General features: G+C 66.1%; 14 protein-coding genes. 7 read left to right on the top strand and 7 right to left on the bottom strand.

Annotated elements, in window-relative coordinates:
* Position 1: 1 nt before the first annotated feature.
* Positions 2-787 carry a 23S rRNA (uridine(2552)-2'-O)-methyltransferase gene (locus tag TX79_RS17810; protein WP_049928993.1) on the bottom strand — a complete coding sequence of 262 codons (786 nt, stop codon included), beginning with the start codon at positions 785-787 and terminating at the stop codon, positions 2-4.
* Between the two features lie 201 nt (positions 788-988).
* Between TX79_RS17810 and TX79_RS17805 the strand changes: the two genes are divergently transcribed.
* A complete protein-coding gene (locus TX79_RS17805) occupies positions 989-1,240 on the top strand; it encodes a hypothetical protein (protein WP_049928992.1) in 252 nt (83 codons plus the stop codon).
* A 29-nt stretch (positions 1,241-1,269) separates the two neighbouring features.
* Here the strand turns inward: TX79_RS17805 and TX79_RS17800 are convergent, their stop codons facing one another.
* From TX79_RS17800 to TX79_RS17780, 5 genes are all read right to left on the bottom strand, one after another.
* The gene (locus tag TX79_RS17800; protein ID WP_049928991.1) at positions 1,270-2,085 is read right to left on the bottom strand and encodes a hypothetical protein; all 816 of its coding nucleotides are present in this window, start codon (positions 2,083-2,085) and stop codon (positions 1,270-1,272) included.
* Positions 2,086-2,188: 103 nt separating this feature from the next.
* The gene (locus TX79_RS17795) at positions 2,189-3,391 is read right to left on the bottom strand and encodes an ABC transporter substrate-binding protein (protein WP_049928990.1); all 1,203 of its coding nucleotides are present in this window, start codon (positions 3,389-3,391) and stop codon (positions 2,189-2,191) included.
* A 51-nt stretch (positions 3,392-3,442) separates the two neighbouring features.
* The gene (locus tag TX79_RS17790; RefSeq protein WP_049928989.1) at positions 3,443-4,321 is read right to left on the bottom strand and encodes an ABC transporter ATP-binding protein; all 879 of its coding nucleotides are present in this window, start codon (positions 4,319-4,321) and stop codon (positions 3,443-3,445) included.
* Positions 4,321-5,430: a FecCD family ABC transporter permease gene (locus TX79_RS17785; RefSeq protein ID WP_049928988.1), complete on the bottom strand. Its 1,110-nt coding sequence runs from the start codon at positions 5,428-5,430 to the stop codon at positions 4,321-4,323. Before TX79_RS17785 ends, TX79_RS17790 begins: the two co-directional genes overlap by 1 nt.
* A 115-nt stretch (positions 5,431-5,545) precedes the next feature.
* Complete coding sequence (locus TX79_RS17780; protein WP_049928987.1) at positions 5,546-6,112, bottom strand: uracil-DNA glycosylase; 567 nt, start codon at positions 6,110-6,112, stop codon at positions 5,546-5,548.
* Between the two features lie 141 nt (positions 6,113-6,253).
* Here TX79_RS17780 and TX79_RS17775 point away from each other — a divergent pair, with 141 nt between their 5' ends.
* From TX79_RS17775 to TX79_RS17750, 6 genes are all read left to right on the top strand, one after another.
* A complete protein-coding gene (locus tag TX79_RS17775; protein ID WP_049928986.1) occupies positions 6,254-6,523 on the top strand; it encodes a hypothetical protein in 270 nt (89 codons plus the stop codon).
* 104 nt (positions 6,524-6,627) lie between these two features.
* Entirely contained in the window at positions 6,628-6,876 is a 249-nt protein-coding gene (locus tag TX79_RS17770) for a hypothetical protein (RefSeq protein WP_049928985.1), read from the top strand.
* A 163-nt stretch (positions 6,877-7,039) separates the two neighbouring features.
* On the top strand, positions 7,040-7,783 hold the full coding sequence (locus TX79_RS17765; protein WP_049928984.1) for a DNA polymerase sliding clamp: 744 nt from the start codon (positions 7,040-7,042) through the stop codon (positions 7,781-7,783).
* A gap of 270 nt (positions 7,784-8,053) precedes the next feature.
* Entirely contained in the window at positions 8,054-11,965 is a 3,912-nt protein-coding gene (locus tag TX79_RS17760; RefSeq protein WP_081655639.1) for a S8 family serine peptidase, read from the top strand.
* 59 nt (positions 11,966-12,024) lie between these two features.
* The gene (locus TX79_RS17755) at positions 12,025-13,434 is read left to right on the top strand and encodes a CARDB domain-containing protein (protein ID WP_154660585.1); all 1,410 of its coding nucleotides are present in this window, start codon (positions 12,025-12,027) and stop codon (positions 13,432-13,434) included.
* 154 nt (positions 13,435-13,588) lie between these two features.
* On the top strand, positions 13,589-13,909 hold the full coding sequence (locus tag TX79_RS17750; protein ID WP_049928981.1) for a HalOD1 output domain-containing protein: 321 nt from the start codon (positions 13,589-13,591) through the stop codon (positions 13,907-13,909).
* A gap of 13 nt (positions 13,910-13,922) precedes the next feature.
* On the opposite strand, the gene TX79_RS17745 is transcribed toward TX79_RS17750, so the two are convergent.
* Entirely contained in the window at positions 13,923-15,440 is a 1,518-nt protein-coding gene (locus tag TX79_RS17745) for an alpha/beta hydrolase family protein (protein WP_049928980.1), read from the bottom strand.
* Between the last annotated feature and the right edge of the window lie 26 nt (positions 15,441-15,466).

Here is a 15,466-nt window from a genome sequence, read left to right as displayed (position 1 = left end):
GCTAGTTCCGATCGAGTCGCTGTGCGAACCCGAAGTTCGGCTTGACATCGTCGACGCGGACCTCGACGACCTCGCCTGCCTCCGTCGCGGGGACGAACAACCGGTAGCCGTCGACGCTCGCGATGCCGTCGCCCTCGCTGCCGACGTCGACGATCTCGACCTCGAGTTCGTCCCCCGGGCGGACGGGGGCCGTGATGTGGTCCTTGCCGACGAAGTAGATCTCGGAGGATTCGTCGCGCGACGCGTCGGGACTGGTCGCTCGAACGTAGCGGAACTCCTCGTCGACCTCCGCGCGGAAGTCGTCGACGTCCGGCCCCTCGAAGACCTTCACCACGAAGTCGCCGCCGGTGTCGAGCAACTCGAGCGCGGTCTCGAACGCCTGGCGCGCGAGGTGCAGCGATCGGGCCTGATCGAGCGAGTACTCGCCGCTCATGTTGGGTGCCATGTCCGACACTACGGCGTCGACCGTCCCGTCGGCGGCGTCGACGACCCGTTCGCGCGTCTTCTCCTCGGTCATGTCGCCCCGAATCGTCTCGACGTGCTCGTTCAGTTCCTCGTCGTCGAACGGCTTGATCCGCTGGAGGTCGACCCCGATGACGGTCCCCTCGGGTCCGACCTCCTCGGCGGCGACCTGCAGCCAGCCGCCGGGGGCCGCGCCGAGGTCGACGACGGTGTCGCCGCGCTCGAGGACGTTCTCGAGGTCGTCCAGCTGTTTGAGCTTGTAGGCCGCTCGAGAACGGTAGCCCTCCTGCTTGGCCTTGTTGTAGTACATGTCGCGTCCCGTCATGGTACTCTCACCGCGGATGGCGACGCGTTGCTGCCCCGAATCGGGCACGTACGTCCGTTCATACGGACAGTGAGGTGGCCGAACGGGAAAGGCTCGTTGGATGGGAGTCGACCGGCGTTGGGTCCGGTTCCCCACAGTCGCTTCACGGTGCAGTTTCCTGCACGGCGCTTACGGACAGCGGTCCCAACGGATCGACCGACCATGGAACCGCCACCGCAGCTGGAAGCCGTCGCCAACGAGACGGACGCGGTCACGATCACGGAACGCGACTACGCGGACGAACACGTCATCGCCGTCGACTTCGGCCAGACGGGCGACAAACCCTCGCTCGACCGCCTCGAGGAGACGGCGATCGTCGTCGTCGACGGCGAACAGTACGAGTTCGACGTTCCGGAGGAGGCGACCGAGGTTACGGTCAACGACGGGATCCTGACGATTCGCTCCGACTCGTAGGCCGACGAACGAACGCAGGACGTGCCTCGCTACCGCCCTTCGTCCAGGTCGTGCTCCTCGCCCTCCGGCTCCTCGTCGTCCTCGACGTCCGGACCGGCTTCGGATTCGGTGGGCATCTCGGCGTCGATCGCGCCCGCGTCTTCGGTCGTCGGTCCCGACGACTCGCGGTCCACCGCAGGCACGTCGGCCCCCTCTCTGTTCGCCACGTCTTCTCGAGGGGAGAGTTCGGCTTCGGGGTCCCCGTCGGTCACTTCGCTCGGATCGACCTCGAGTTCTCGGCTCGCCTCGTCTTCGACCTCGTCGAGTTCGTCGGGATCCACGTCCGGCGGCTCCTCCGCGGGCGACGCCATCTCGTCGTCGGGATCGACGCGAGCGCCGCCCTCCTGGGCGTCGTAGAACTCGTCGTCTTCCATCATCGACTCCGACGCGTCGGCTTCGGTGCCGGCACCGGCTCCGGTCGCGTCTCCGCCCGCCTCCGTCGGGTTCGAGGCGATCGGGTCCCCCGGATCGTGGCCGATATCCTGCCGGTCGGACTCGTCGGGCCGATCCGCTCGCTCGGTTCCCGACTCGGCCTCCGCGGCGTCACCGCCGATGAGACTCTCCTCGGGGAACTCGGCCTCGAGCCGGATCGCGTCGGTCGTGATCTCGGCGACCGCGTCGTCGGTGACCAGGACGGTCGTCTCGAGGCTGCCGTCCCAGTCGAGTGCGGCCTTGATCGAGTCGGTGACGCCGGGATCGGGATCGACGTACGCGGTTTCGTCGTCGACCTCGACGACCGCACCGAGCGCGTCTCCCGCGTCGCTCTCGACGGTCTTGCCGATGTCGTCCGGGGTGAACGTACCCATACCAGTGGGTTACCCCGGTCGTGGGAAGCCCTTCGTGCCTGCACTCCCAGCCCGATCGATCGGGACGTGCCAAAACCGAACGCGGTTGCGTGGACGTCGGGATCTACAGGTCGCCGGTGACGATTTCGCCGACGCGCTCACGATCGAACAACTGCTCGTCGACGTCGTAGAGCTGCTGGGCGGTCCGTTCGGTCACGACGAGGTTGATGATCGGCCCCTGGTGGAGCGGGCCGGCCTGGTAGACGTCGTCGTTCTGGACGGCGGTGAGGTTGCTGGCGATGTTGTGGTTTTTCAGGTCGGCCAGCACCGTCTCCTCGAACTCCGTCGTCGTAAGGTGCTCGTGGCCCCGGAGGAGGAGGACGTCGGGATCGATCTCGAGGACGTCCTCGTAGTCGATTCGACCCCGGGAGTCGTGGAAGTCCGAGATGTTCGCGGCCGCGATCGCGTCGTCGACGCCGAGGTCGTTCAGGTGCTTGAAACTGGTCCCCTCGTCGATCGAGTACGGCAGGAACTCGTCGTCTTCCATCGGCCACAGGACTCCGACTTCGGGTTCCTCGCCGGAGACGTGCTCCGCGAGCCGTGACTGGAACTCGTCGTGAAGGGACTCGAACGCATCGTAACGCGCTTGCTCCTGGAAGACGTCCGCGAGCCGTTCGAACGCCTCGTACAGCGTGTAGTACTCGTATTCGCCGCGCCACTGGTAGTCCCGCGAGAAGATCGTGCTGCCGAAGATCGGACCGAGGTTCTCGATGGCGTCGATGTCGTCCTCGTCGATGGTGTCCGAGTAGCGGTTCTCCATGAAGTTCGGGTCCATGACGTGGACGTCGGCGTCGATCTCGTAGAAGTTCTCGAGGTCGACCCCGTCGTCGTAGAGGTCGATCATCCCGTCCCTGCTGACCTCGAGGCCGGGAATCTCGTCGTAGTACTGGGTGTGGTACCGGCCGGTCAGCCAGAGGCCCTCGGGCGGGTCCTGGCCGAGCGCGACCCCCATGTCGGCCCAGGTGCCGTTGTCGGCGACCCACGTCTCCGGGACCGCGTCGAACTCGACAGTACCGACCGGCTCGATCGACGCCGTGTGTCCGCCAGCGTCGTCCCCGTTTCCGTCGGTGTCTTCGTCGGTCGTGTCGTCGTCGCCGTTTCCGTTTCCGTTCCCGTCGCCGGTACCGTTCCCGGTGGTTTCGTCGCCGTCGCCGTTGCCGTCGCCGTTACCTTCCTCGCTCGTACAGCCGGCGAGTACCCCGGTGCCGGCGACGACAGCGCCGGTTCGCAGGAGTGTTCGCCGCGTGTAGTTCGGATCCGTGACCATATGTTTAGGCCAGCCTAAAAACACAAAAGCGTTCCGAAACGTCGACGACGATTACGTCCGATCCTTCGGCAGTGACCGTTTCGGCAACACCTGGAGTTCGGGGTCCTGAATGACGGTCGCCTCGATACCGAAGACGTCCGCGAGTAGCTCTTCGGTGACGACCTCCTCCGGCGGCCCCCAGTCGTACAGTTCGCCGTCGCGCATCGCCACCAGGTAGTCGGCAAAGCGTACGGCCTGTGAGATGTCGTGTAACACCACGGCGACGGTGATACCCTCGCGCTCGTTGAGTTCGCGGATCGTCTCGAGCACGCGGAACTGGTGGTGGACGTCGAGGAACGTCGTCGGTTCGTCGAGCAACAGGACGTCGGTGTCCTGGGCCAGCACCATCGCGATCCAGGCCAACTGCTTCTGGCCGCCACTCAGTTGGCCGAGTTCCGCGTCGCGCAGGTGTTCGATGCCGGCGAGTTCGATCGCCCGCTCGACGGCCTCCCGGTCCGTCGCGGAGACGCCCTCGAACATCCCCCGGTAGGGATAGCGGCCGTGATAGACGAGGTCCTCGACGCTGATGCTCCCGAGGGAATCGGTCTCCTGCATCAGCACGCCCACGTTGCGCGCGAACTCCTTGCGGTCGAACGAGTCGACGGACCGGCCGTCGAGCATCACCGTGCCCGCGTCGGGTTCCAGGTGTTTCGACAGCGACTTCAACAGCGTACTCTTTCCGCTGCCGTTCGGACCCACGAGCGCGGTGATCTCGGACTTGGGCAGGTCGATGCGTTCGCACTCGACGACCGGCTCGTCGGTCGTCGGATAGCCGACCTCGAGGCTGTCGCCGACGAGTGCGCTCTCGACGGCGACGCCGTCGGCGTCGGTGGCCCGTGTTTCGGCATCGATCCGTGGATCGGTCTCGGAGGGTTGGTTCTGTCGTGACATCAGAGCTCACCCATGGTGTGTTGCTTGCGCATCAGGTAGAGGAAGTAGGGGCCGCCGAGCAGTCCGGTGACGATGCCGACGGGCATCTGGGTTCCCTCGATCGCCAGCCGGGCACCGACGTCTGCAGCGACCATCAGCGCCGGTCCGGCGAACAGACAGCCGATCATCAGCTGTCGGTAGTCGCTGCCGACGACGTTGCGGACGATGTGGGGCACCACGAGTCCGAAGAAGCTGACGATGCCGGCGACGGCGATAGCGGTACTCGCGGCGAGAATGGCGACGCTCGAGAGCAGGAATCGGGTGCGTTCGACGTGCATTCCGAGCGCCTGCGCGGTGTCCTCGCCGAGCATCAGGACGTTGAGTTGCCGTGCGCCGGCGAGGGCGAGAACGATGGCGAAGACGGCGGGCAAAATTGCGATCCGGACCTCGTCCCAGCCGGTGCCCGTCAGCGACCCCGTCAGCCACGCGATGGCCGTCTGGACGACGCCGACGTCGTCGGTGAAGAAGAACAGCCCCTGCTGGAGCGACTGGAAGACCATGTTGACGATGACGCCGGCGAGCACGAGGCGCACCGGGCTGGTCCCGCCTTTCCAGGCGATGAGGTAGACGATCAGGAACGCGATCGAGCCACCCAGGGCGGCGAACAGCGGCAGCAACTGCGCGAAGCCGCTGAAGACGACCAGCGTCGCCAGCACGACGAATCCGGCCCCGGAACTCACCCCGAGGACGAACGGGCTCGCGAGTTCGTTCCGCGTCACCGCCTGGAAGATCGCACCCGAGACGGCCAGGGTGGCCCCGGCGATGATCGCGACGAACACCCGCGGCAGTCGGATGGTCCAGACGACGAGATTTGGAGTATCCATCTCCGGCAGGTCGGTATCGAACGCGAACGCCCGCCAGACGTCCGCGTCGAAGACGATCTCCGGATCGGCGAGTGCTCGCCAGGCCTCGGCAAACGACATCGAGTAGGAACCGAAACTGATCTGGACGAATCCGGCGGCGAGGGTGATCGCCGTACTCGCCAGACAGAACATCGCAAGCGTCCCCGTCAACCACTGCTCGCGCTCCCGAGGCGCGTTCCGACTCCCCGCCGCGTGCGAACCGTCCATATGGGTTTAGGTCTGCCTAAATAGGGTTTAGTAGTTGCGATACGAGGTCGTCGTCGACAACCCACCCCAGGGTCCGAACCCCCAGGCTACCGACGGCGGTCACCGCGCGCCCCCGTCAAGCCAACTCGAGCGCCGTCTCGAGGTCCGCTTCGATCGTCGCGACCTTGCTCCGGTCGTACAGCGCCGCCGCGGGGTGGAAACAGGGGACGATCGTACGCCCATCGGACGAAATTTTCCGCCCGTGCAGGTCGGTGATCGTCTCGTCGGCCTCGAGCAGTTCCTGCGCCGCGAAACTTCCCAGCGGGACGAGGACGGCGGGGTCGACCCGCTCGAGTTCGGCCTCGAGCACCGGCCGCCAGGCCTCGATCTCCGCAACCCGGGGATCGCGGTTTTCCGGCGGGCGCACCTTGACCAGGTTGGTGACGTAGAGGTCGCGCCGGTCGTAGCCGATCGCCTCGAGCGCGCGATCGAGTTGGTGGCCAGCCTGCCCGACGAACGGTTCGCCCTGGTTCACCTCCTGCTCGCCCGGAGCCTCGCCGACGAGCATCGCGTCCGCCGACAGCGGCCCGACGCCGGGGACGAACCGCTCGGGATCGCGGTGCTCGTCGGGCACCGCCTCGAGCGCGTCGGCGAAAACCTCCTCGAACGTCCAGTCGGTCGCCGCGTCGTCCGCGTCGCTCATAGCGGGTACTCCATCCGGCCCAGGAACCAACCTTTCCCTGCGTACGCACGCCGCGTCTCCACACGGTGACGGCGGCAATCGAGTCCGCTACCGGGCGTATTCAAGGTCGTCAGTTACGCGCCCGGCCGCCGGAGGGCGCGTATGGCGGACGCACCAGACGTCCACGCGGTAGAATCGGAGGACGATTACATCCACGTCCGGTTCCGGGACCCCGACCGGTACGACGAGATTCGAACGCCCGACTGGGCGGAGAACCCGGCCGAATCGGTTTCCGCGGGCAGCGAGGTCCGAACCGGCAAACTCGAGGGCGAGGACGACTGGGAGGTGACCAGCGTCCTGCTCCCGAAGACCGTCGGCGAGGAGAAGGCCGAGGAACAGGCCCGCGAGATCGTGGCGAAAATCGAATCGTAGCCGGCTCTTTCTCGGCGGAACGCGCCGGCTGTTGAGCGACCGGCGCGCCGTCGGTTGCGAACTCCGGGCCGGCAGTTATCCCCTCGAAGCGTGGACGGCCGACTATGAGCCAGGAGATCGGCACCGAAGACGGCGGCAAGCGCGTGATCGACAGCAACGGCGACGAGATCGGCGTCGTGATCGACGTCAACGACGAGGAGGGGACGGCCTACGTCGAGCCGAACCAGGAGATCGGCGGCGAACTCAAAAGTCGACTGGGCTGGGGACCAGACGCTCAGAGCGAGTACCCGCTTCGCAACGACGCGATCGGCGAGATTACCGACGAGGAGATCCGATTGCGCGACGAATACTGATCGGCATCGCGGACGACTGAGCAGCATCGGGGGCGGACGACTGAACAACATCGGGACCGGACCGGCAACGGAATCGGATCGGCGGGGTGTAAGCGATCCCTTCCCCCCTCGCGTCGGCCGTAAAGGGTGGCTTTTTAAGCCGACCGTCCGTACGGGAACGCATATGTTCAAGGCCATCGTGAGCGCGGAAACGCTCACCAGTGCGCTCGATTCGGTGAGCGTGCTGGTCGACGAGTGCAAGATCCACCTCGAGCCCGAGGGACTGGAAATTCGGGCCGTCGACCCCGCCAACGTCGGGATGGTCGATCTCTCGCTCGACGCGGCCGCGTTCGAATCCTACGAGGCCGACGGCGGGACGATCGGCGTCGACCTCACCCGACTCGAGGACATCGCCGGCATGGCCGAATCCGGCCAGCTCATCCAGCTCGAACTCGACGAGGAGACCCGCAAACTGCACATCCAGATCGACGGGCTCGAGTACACGCTCGCGCTGATCGACCCAGACTCCATCCGCCAGGAGCCGGACATTCCGGACCTCGATCTCCCCGCGGAAGTCGTCCTCGAGGGCAAGGACGTCAACCGCTCCGTGACGGCCGCGGACATGGTCTCCGATCACATCGCGCTCGGCGTCGAGGAGGGCGACGAGTACTTCTACGTCGACGCGGAGGGGGACACCGACGACGTCCACCTCGAACTCACCCAGGAAGACCTGATCGACCTGCAGGTCGGCCCCGCTCACTCGCTGTTCTCGCTGGATTACCTGAAGGACATGAACAAGGCGATCCCCGGCGACGCCGAGGTGACGCTGGCGCTCGGCGAGGAGTTCCCCGTCAAGATCTACTTCGGCTTCGCCGAGGGACAGGGCCAGGTCACCTACATGCTCGCGCCGCGCATCCAGAGCGACTGATCGATAGTTCGTTTCGGTCCCCTCCGAACCGGACGGAAGCCGACTCTTTTCGTCGTACCGTTTCGTTCCGTTGTGGCGGATACTGGCAGTTCTACCGAGTGATACGTGCGTCCAGATCACACCAGGGTGAGCGGCGTCTCCGGCAACTGAGCGTTCGAATTAACGATAATACACATAATAATATTCAATACGCTAGTATCAGTTGATCACGTATTTCTGCTTGAGGTATCTTTATTAGAGAATAATAGTACAGTTGGACTGTCAGTATTAATGAGAGACAGTCAGTACCTAACAAAGGCACTCGTCGTTACAGTTGCGCTGTTGATTGCGACCTCGTCGGTCGCTCTCGCCGCAGGGGGAACGGCGGGTGCAAATGGGGGGACGGACGTACAGGATTTCACAGTCGACGAACTGGAGACGCAGTCCGGAACGGACGTTCACGTTGAGTCGGAGCTCGAACAGGCGACAGCCCAGACGGACGTCGTCGAGGTATTCGTCCGGATGGACGCTGCCGAGTCGGAGACGTACACCCAGGCGACCGGGGACGTCCAGCCGACGACCGATTCGCAGACGGCACTGAAACAGGAAGCCGAGATCACCCAGTCGCAACTCGAGTTCTACGCCGAGGAACTGGGCGACGACATGGAGATCGTCAACGAGTTCTGGATTATCAACGCCGCGTTAGTCGAGGTCGACGCCGACCATCTTGAGGACCTCACGCGAATCGACGGTGTGACGGAACTGCACCCCAACTACGAGGTCGAGCGAGTCGAACCCGAATCGGCCTCCGGCGGTGAGACCGCGGCATCGGCGGCTGCCGACAGCCAGTACGGCCTCACGACGTATGGCCTCGAGCAGATCAACGCGCCGAAGGTCTGGGACGAGTACGGTACGAAAGGCGAGGGGACGTCGGTCGCCGTCCTCGACACCGGTCTGGACGCCGACCATCAGGAGTTCGACGACTTCGACGCGGAGAACAACTGGGCTCGGTTCGACGAGCACGGCGACCTGATGGAAGGCAGCGAACCGGTCGACTTCGATGGTCACGGGACTCACGTCGCCGGAACGGTACTCGGCGGCGACGACTCCGGAATCAACATCGGCGTCGCACCCGAGGCCGAACTGTACGCCGGGAAGGTCCTCGACGACGGCGGAACGCTGGCTCAGATCGTCGCCGGTATCGAGTGGGCAGTCGAGGAAGACGTCGACGTCGTCAACATGAGTCTCGGGGGTGGCGGCTACGCCGGCATCTACATCGACGTGATCCAGAACGCGGAAGAAGCGGAGACGATCGTCGTGACGTCGACCGGGAACGACGGCCCCACCGCCGAAGGCACGCCCGCGAACGTCTACAACTCGACCGCCGTCGGGGCGAGCGACGTCGACCGTCAGATCGCCGACTTCTCGACGGGTGCTAAAGTCGACACCGCCGAGGACTGGGGGTTCATCGCTCCCGACACCTGGCCCGAGAACTACGTCACGCCCGACGTCTCCGCACCCGGCGTCGACGTCTTGAGTAGCGTCCCGAACGGCCAGTACAGCGACGCGTACAGCGGAACCAGCATGGCAGCACCGCACGTGTCCGGCGTCGTCGCCCTGTTGCGGGCACAGGACGAGAGCCTCGAGCCGACCGAGATCAAGTCCGTTCTCGAGGAGACGGCCACGAAACCGTACCCGGAAGACATCAGCGCCAGCGTTCGAACCGACGCGGGAACGGTGTCGGGCGAGCAGGTGGCGAAGCTGTTCGACGACGACGTTCGCGACGCGCGATACGGATACGGCATCGTCGACGCCTACGCCGCGTCCGCGGCGATCGACGACCAGTCGGCCACGATCACGGGCGACGTCGTCGACGATCAGGGAGACGTCGTGGAGGAGCCGACCCGCGTCACTCTCGAGCAGGCCGACCGAGAAACGACGTACGCGGGTGACGGCTACGCGTTCGAGGTCCCGGCGGGGGCGTACGACCTCACCGCGACCGACGCCTTCGGCTACACCGACAACGCTACGACGGTAACCGTCGAGGAAGGCGACTCGGCGTCGGTAGACATCGGCGTCCAGCGAGAACTCGAGCTGGCGTTCGCGGGCGAGCAACCCGACGAGATCGAAGCCGGCAGCGAGTTCAGCCTGCCGCTCGAGGTCGCACACCTCGAGAGCCTGACCGTCGCGCTCGCCGAGGAGTCGACGGTCGCCGCGGAGAACGTCTCCGTCGCGTTCGACGGAACCGAACTGCCTCTCGACGAATCCCACGGATTCGAAGAGCCGGTGACCGCAGACACGACGCTCAACGTCACCGTCGACGACGGCGCGAACGGGAAACTCGTCCTCGAGCACACCTTCGAGGGACTGCACTCCGATCCGGAGGTGGTCGAAACCGGACCGACCGACGTCGTCGAGGAAGTGACCGACCTCGAATCGCTCGAGATCGTCGACCACGACGTGCTCGAGGAGGACCTGGTCGTCAATCAGATGCGAACCGGGAACATCACGGTCGCGAACCCGGCCGACGAACCGCAGAACGGAACGCTGATGTGGACCCTCCAGGGCGTCGGGTCGTTCACTGACGACCTCACCGTTCCCGCCGGCGGCGAGACAACCACGGACTTCGGCCTGAGTCTCGGCGACGATCCGGCCCCCTGGACGTACGCGTTCCAGGGTGGAGACACCGCTACGCAGGAACTGTACCTGATGGACGACGACGGAGACGAAGTCGACTACCAACTGTTCGAAACGGAGCTCGTCGTCGGATCGCTGTCCGGTACCGTGACCGACGCGGACACGGACGAACCGGTCAGCGGCGTCACCGTGACGGCCACCGACGGCTTCTCGGAGTTCGAGACCGTCACCGATAGCGACGGCAACTACACCCTCGAGCCGAACACTCCCGGCCAGTGGAACGTGACCGCCGAGTCCAGCAGCTACGGGCCAGTCCGGGAGACGGTAACCGTCGACGAGAACATGACGGCGATCGAGCAGGATCTCGAGATCGGTTCCACGCCGGAGTTCACCTTCTCCGTCGACGCAGGTGAGGCGGCCTCGATCGGGCTTCCGGCCGAGGTCGAGGGCGGTACCGTCGACGACGTCGTCCCGGCTGAAGCGAACGTCGTCGTCTGGGCGTACGACGGCGATTCGAACGAGTGGGACGCCGTCACCGGCGATCACGAGGTCAGTGCACTCGACGCGCTCGTCGTGAGTGCCGCAGAAGAGACCGAGCTGACCGTTCGCTTCGCCGGAACGCCCGGTGCAGACGACACCGCGACGCCGGTCGATCGACCCGTCGACGAAGGCTGGAACTTCGTCGCTCCGTCCACGTTCGACGATCCCGAGACGGCGTTTGCCAGCACCGAGGCGGTCCTTCGCGTCCAGCAAGTACAGGACGAGCCGCAGTCGGAGATGATGCCCGAAGGGACCTACGAGGGCGTTGAGACGCTCGAGTCGAGCGCCACCGTCAATCCGTTCGCCGGCTACTTCGTCTTCCTCGAGAACGACGCCACGATGGCCGGGGCGACCCACGAGGGGATGACGCTCGGGCAGGCCTACGATCACCTCAACGTGGACGGCGTCGACCCGATCGAGGGCACCGTTACCAGTACGGTGACTGACGAACCGGTCGAAGGGGCAGACGTGTCCGTGGAGGGCACTTCGCTGAGTACGGTGACCGACGAGAGCGGACAGTTCTCGATCCCAGCGGTGTTCGACAGTGGCCAGCACGTCACGGTCGATGCCGAGGGGTACGAAGCGACGACCGCTGACCGTCCCGATACCGGCGATCTCGACGTCAGTCTCCAGGACGAGGTCTACTTCAACGTGACCGACTTCTCCGTGAACGCGACCGATCTCGAGATCGGCGATACGGTCAAGGCCACCTATACGATCGAGAACGAAGGGAACCGGAGCGCCTGGCAGATCGTCTCGACCGAATTCGGTCTCGTGCCCGAACTGGCTCGAATCTCGGACACCACGTGGCAGATCGACGCGACGAGTATCGAACTCGACGCGGGTGAATCGACCGAGGTCACCGTCAGCGGTACCGTTGGCGAGTTCGTCGAGCCCGGAGAGCAATACCTCGGCGTCTTCACCGACGACGACGGCGAGGCGATCGAGGTTACCGTCACCGACCCGAGCGAATCGGCTCCGGGTGGAGAGACTGACGCTGACGGGACAGTGTCCGCTGGCGCTTGATCCGAATCCCATCCACGATCGCAATCAATGATCCAACAGATCCCTGCGAGGTGGTCGGAGTGAGCGACACCCGAAACCTGGTGAGTGTCATCACGTTCACGCTGGTGGTGGTACTCTCCGTGGTCACCGTCGGTGCCGCCGCTCCGGCACTCGCACACGAGGACGTCCCCGCCGCGTACTACGGCAACGTGACGATCGACGGCGAACCGGCCCCCGAAGGAACGACTGTGTCCGCCGTCGTGGACGGAGAACGACGCGGAACGATACTCGTCGAAGAACCGGGGAAGTACGGCGAAACGGTCCGTGATGGCGAGCGACTCGAGGTTCCCGGTTCGTCGGACGATGGCGAAGTCACGTTCCTCGTCAACGGCGAGGCGGCCGAAACCGAGCCGGCCAGCGTCCAGTGGGAGTCCGGCGACCTCCGACAGGTCGACCTCTCCGCGACGGACGTCGGCACGGCGAACTTCGCCGTCGAGATCGACGAGGACGAATCCAACGCGTCCGTCGCGCCGAACGACACCGCGACCGTCGTCGCCGACGTCGAGAACACCGGCGACGGCTTCGGCGAGCGGACCGTCGAGTTCGCCGTCGACGGCGACCGCGAGGACGCCGTCGAGGGCGTCCAACTCGAGCCCGGCGAGTCGACTCGCGTCTCGTTCGCGACCGAACTCGAGGGCGAAACGACGACCGAGGCGACCGTCTCGACCGGCGACGACGAGGCGTCGGTGACGCTCAGTTCCGATAGCGATGGCGGGGGTGGGGGCGGAGCACCCTCCGGACCGGGGCCGGGTCCCGCTCCGGATCCGACGCCGAAGCCGCCCTCGTTCGACGTGATCGACGGCGAACTGGGGAGCGACGACGTGCGCGTCGGCCAGTCCGTCGCGGTGACGGCGACCGTCGAGAACACCGGGCCGCCGGGCACCGAAACCGTCGCGGTGCTCGTCGACGGCGAGGTCGAGGCCGAACGGCAGGTTCGAATCGACGAGGGGGCCACCGAGGACGTGACCGTCCACCTGACCCTCGAGACGCCCGGCACCTACGAGATTGCCGTCGGCGAACGCGAGGTCGGGACGCTGACCGTCTCCGAGCCCGCGCCGGCCGAACTCACGGTCCGGAACGCGGACCTCGGTGCGTTCGAAGTCGGGGTCGGCGAGAGCGTCGCGGTGACGGCGACGGTCGAGAACACCGGCGAGACGACCGGAACGTCGACTGTCGAGTTGCTCGTCGATGGTGACGTCGTCGCGGAACGGGACGTGACGGTCGCGGGCGGCGAGACCGAACCCGTCTCGTTCGAGCACGCGTTCGACGCGGCCGGCAGGTACGAGGTCGTCGTCTCCGGCGTCAGTGCCGGAACGATCACTGTCGTCGAGGAGACCGAAGCCGACGGTGGCGACTCCATCCCGGGCTTCGGTGCCACGACGGCGATCGCGGCACTGCTCGTCGCCCACCTCGTACTGCGTCGCCGATAGCCGCCCCAGGCCTGGCGGTCCCCGGCTCGCGGCCGTTCGATTTCTTCGCGTGATCGTTGCGTCCGCGTTCGAGTAGCGACTGCGCTCGAGACCCGGCTTAAACGCGGCACATAGACAGGATCGGAACTACCGACCTCCGATCGAGGAAACGCGTATGCCCTCCGAAGACGACCATCTCGACCCGGCGGAAGACGAATACGTAACGACGTTCGATCCGGACGCCGGTGAGTCGGCGAGCGAGAGCGTTATCACGGCGGTCGCCGCGCTCTCCGGCACGCGGCCGGTCGATCTCCCGCCGCTGTACGAGGCCGTCGATCCCGACGCGCTGGACTCGCTGATCGCCCACGCTCGACGGACCGACGCCGGGACTCACGAACTGTGGTTCAGCTACGACGGCTTCGACGTCAGCGTCCGCAGCGACGGGCGAATCCGGATCGTCGGGTCGGAGACCCCGAGCGCGGGCGCGAGCGCCTGATCGAGCCGACGAGTCAGAGCGACCCCCCGGCGACTGGAAGCGTCAGCGTCGACTCGTCGTCGCGGACGGTCGCCGAGCCGCGTTCGTCCCGGTAGAACGGATCGCTCGCCGCGATGCGGAGTTCGAGCGCGTCCCCGTCCGGAACCGTTCTGACGAGCGGTTCGAGTTCGAACTCGAGGTCGTGGCTCCCCGTCTCCTCGAGACGGAACGGCGTCACCTGATCGTCGATTTGTTCGTCCCGGAACCAGCCGACGTGGTGGAGCCTGGCGAAACAGATCAGCGGCGCGTCGTGGGCCTCGATCGACAGCGAGAGCGCCGGCGTTCCCCGGATCGTGACTCCGTCCGACGCGACCTCGTAGCGGGCCGTCTCGTCTCGGAGGTGGCCCTGTTCGACGCTCGAGGTGGCCCCGTCGGCGTCCGAGAGCGCGAGGGTTCGGCGGTCGACGCCGGCCTCGAGCGACTCGTGGTCCTGCCACTCGTCGGCTCGTTCGTCGTACAGCGAGATCGGCGGTCCGACCTCGACGTCCGCACCGCGGACGTGGCGTTCGACCCAGTCGATGGCCGCCCGGTTGACGCGCCGATGCTGGGCGTCGTCGACCCCGATCTCGGCGGCGTTGTGGCCGCCGTCGTACATGACCAGCCGCGCGTCGACGCCCGCCTCCGTCGCCTGTCGGTAGTTCGCCACCGCCTCGCTCGGCGGGAACAGGGTGTCCTTCCAGCCCGAGAGCACCAGCGTCGGCGTCTCGAGGTCCGCGAACGAGGGCGACCGGTCGGCGAAGTACTCGAGCGCCGCCGGCGGCGCGACGTTGTCCCGCAGCGACTCGACGTACCACTCCGTAAGCCGGGGGTCGACGCCCTCGCCGTGGTTGCCCGTGAGCCGCGAGGAGACCGATCCGGCACCGACCAGCACTGTGAGCCAGCCGGACTTGATCGTGCCGTCGGGCATCAACGAGGCCGCGAGGTCGTTCCAGGCGATCCGGGGTACGATGGCGTCGACGCGGTCGTCTTCGGCCGCAGTGAGTAACTGGATGCCGCCGCCGTACGAAGCGCCGTCCATCCCGACCCGGGGATCGTCCCCCTCGGCGATGACGTCGTCGTGGTCGGCCAGCCAGTCGAGTAACCGCCGGGCGTCCTGGATCTCGTTCGGCCCGTTGACTCCGACCTCGCCGCCGGAGCCGCCGAACCCGCGGGAGTCGTACGCGAGGACGACGTACTCGCGCTCGGCGTACATGGCCGCGTAGCACCGCATGAACTCCTTGCTCATCCCCCAGCCGTGAGTCACGAGCATGGCCGGATGCGGCCCGTCCGCGTCGGGTTCGTACACCGTCGCCGCGAGTTCGGTCCCGTCGACGGACTCGACGGTCACCTCCCGGGTCGAGAACGACCCCGTCCCGCCGAGGAGACCGCCGAGGACGGAACAGTCCGGATCCTCGTCGCTTCCGGTCCTCGCACCGCCGGTCCCGCTCAGCCCGACCGTCGTGGCTGTTCCCGCACCGATACCCCTGAGCACCGTTCGTCGCCGTAGTGACATGCATGGTAGCAATCCACAAACCACTG

It is taken from the genome of Halopiger goleimassiliensis (assembly GCF_000455345.1).
Lineage (GTDB): Archaea > Halobacteriota > Halobacteria > Halobacteriales > Natrialbaceae > Halopiger_A > Halopiger_A goleimassiliensis.
Note: the sequence above shows the minus strand (reverse complement) of the source record. Positions and strands in the feature narration are given on the sequence as shown.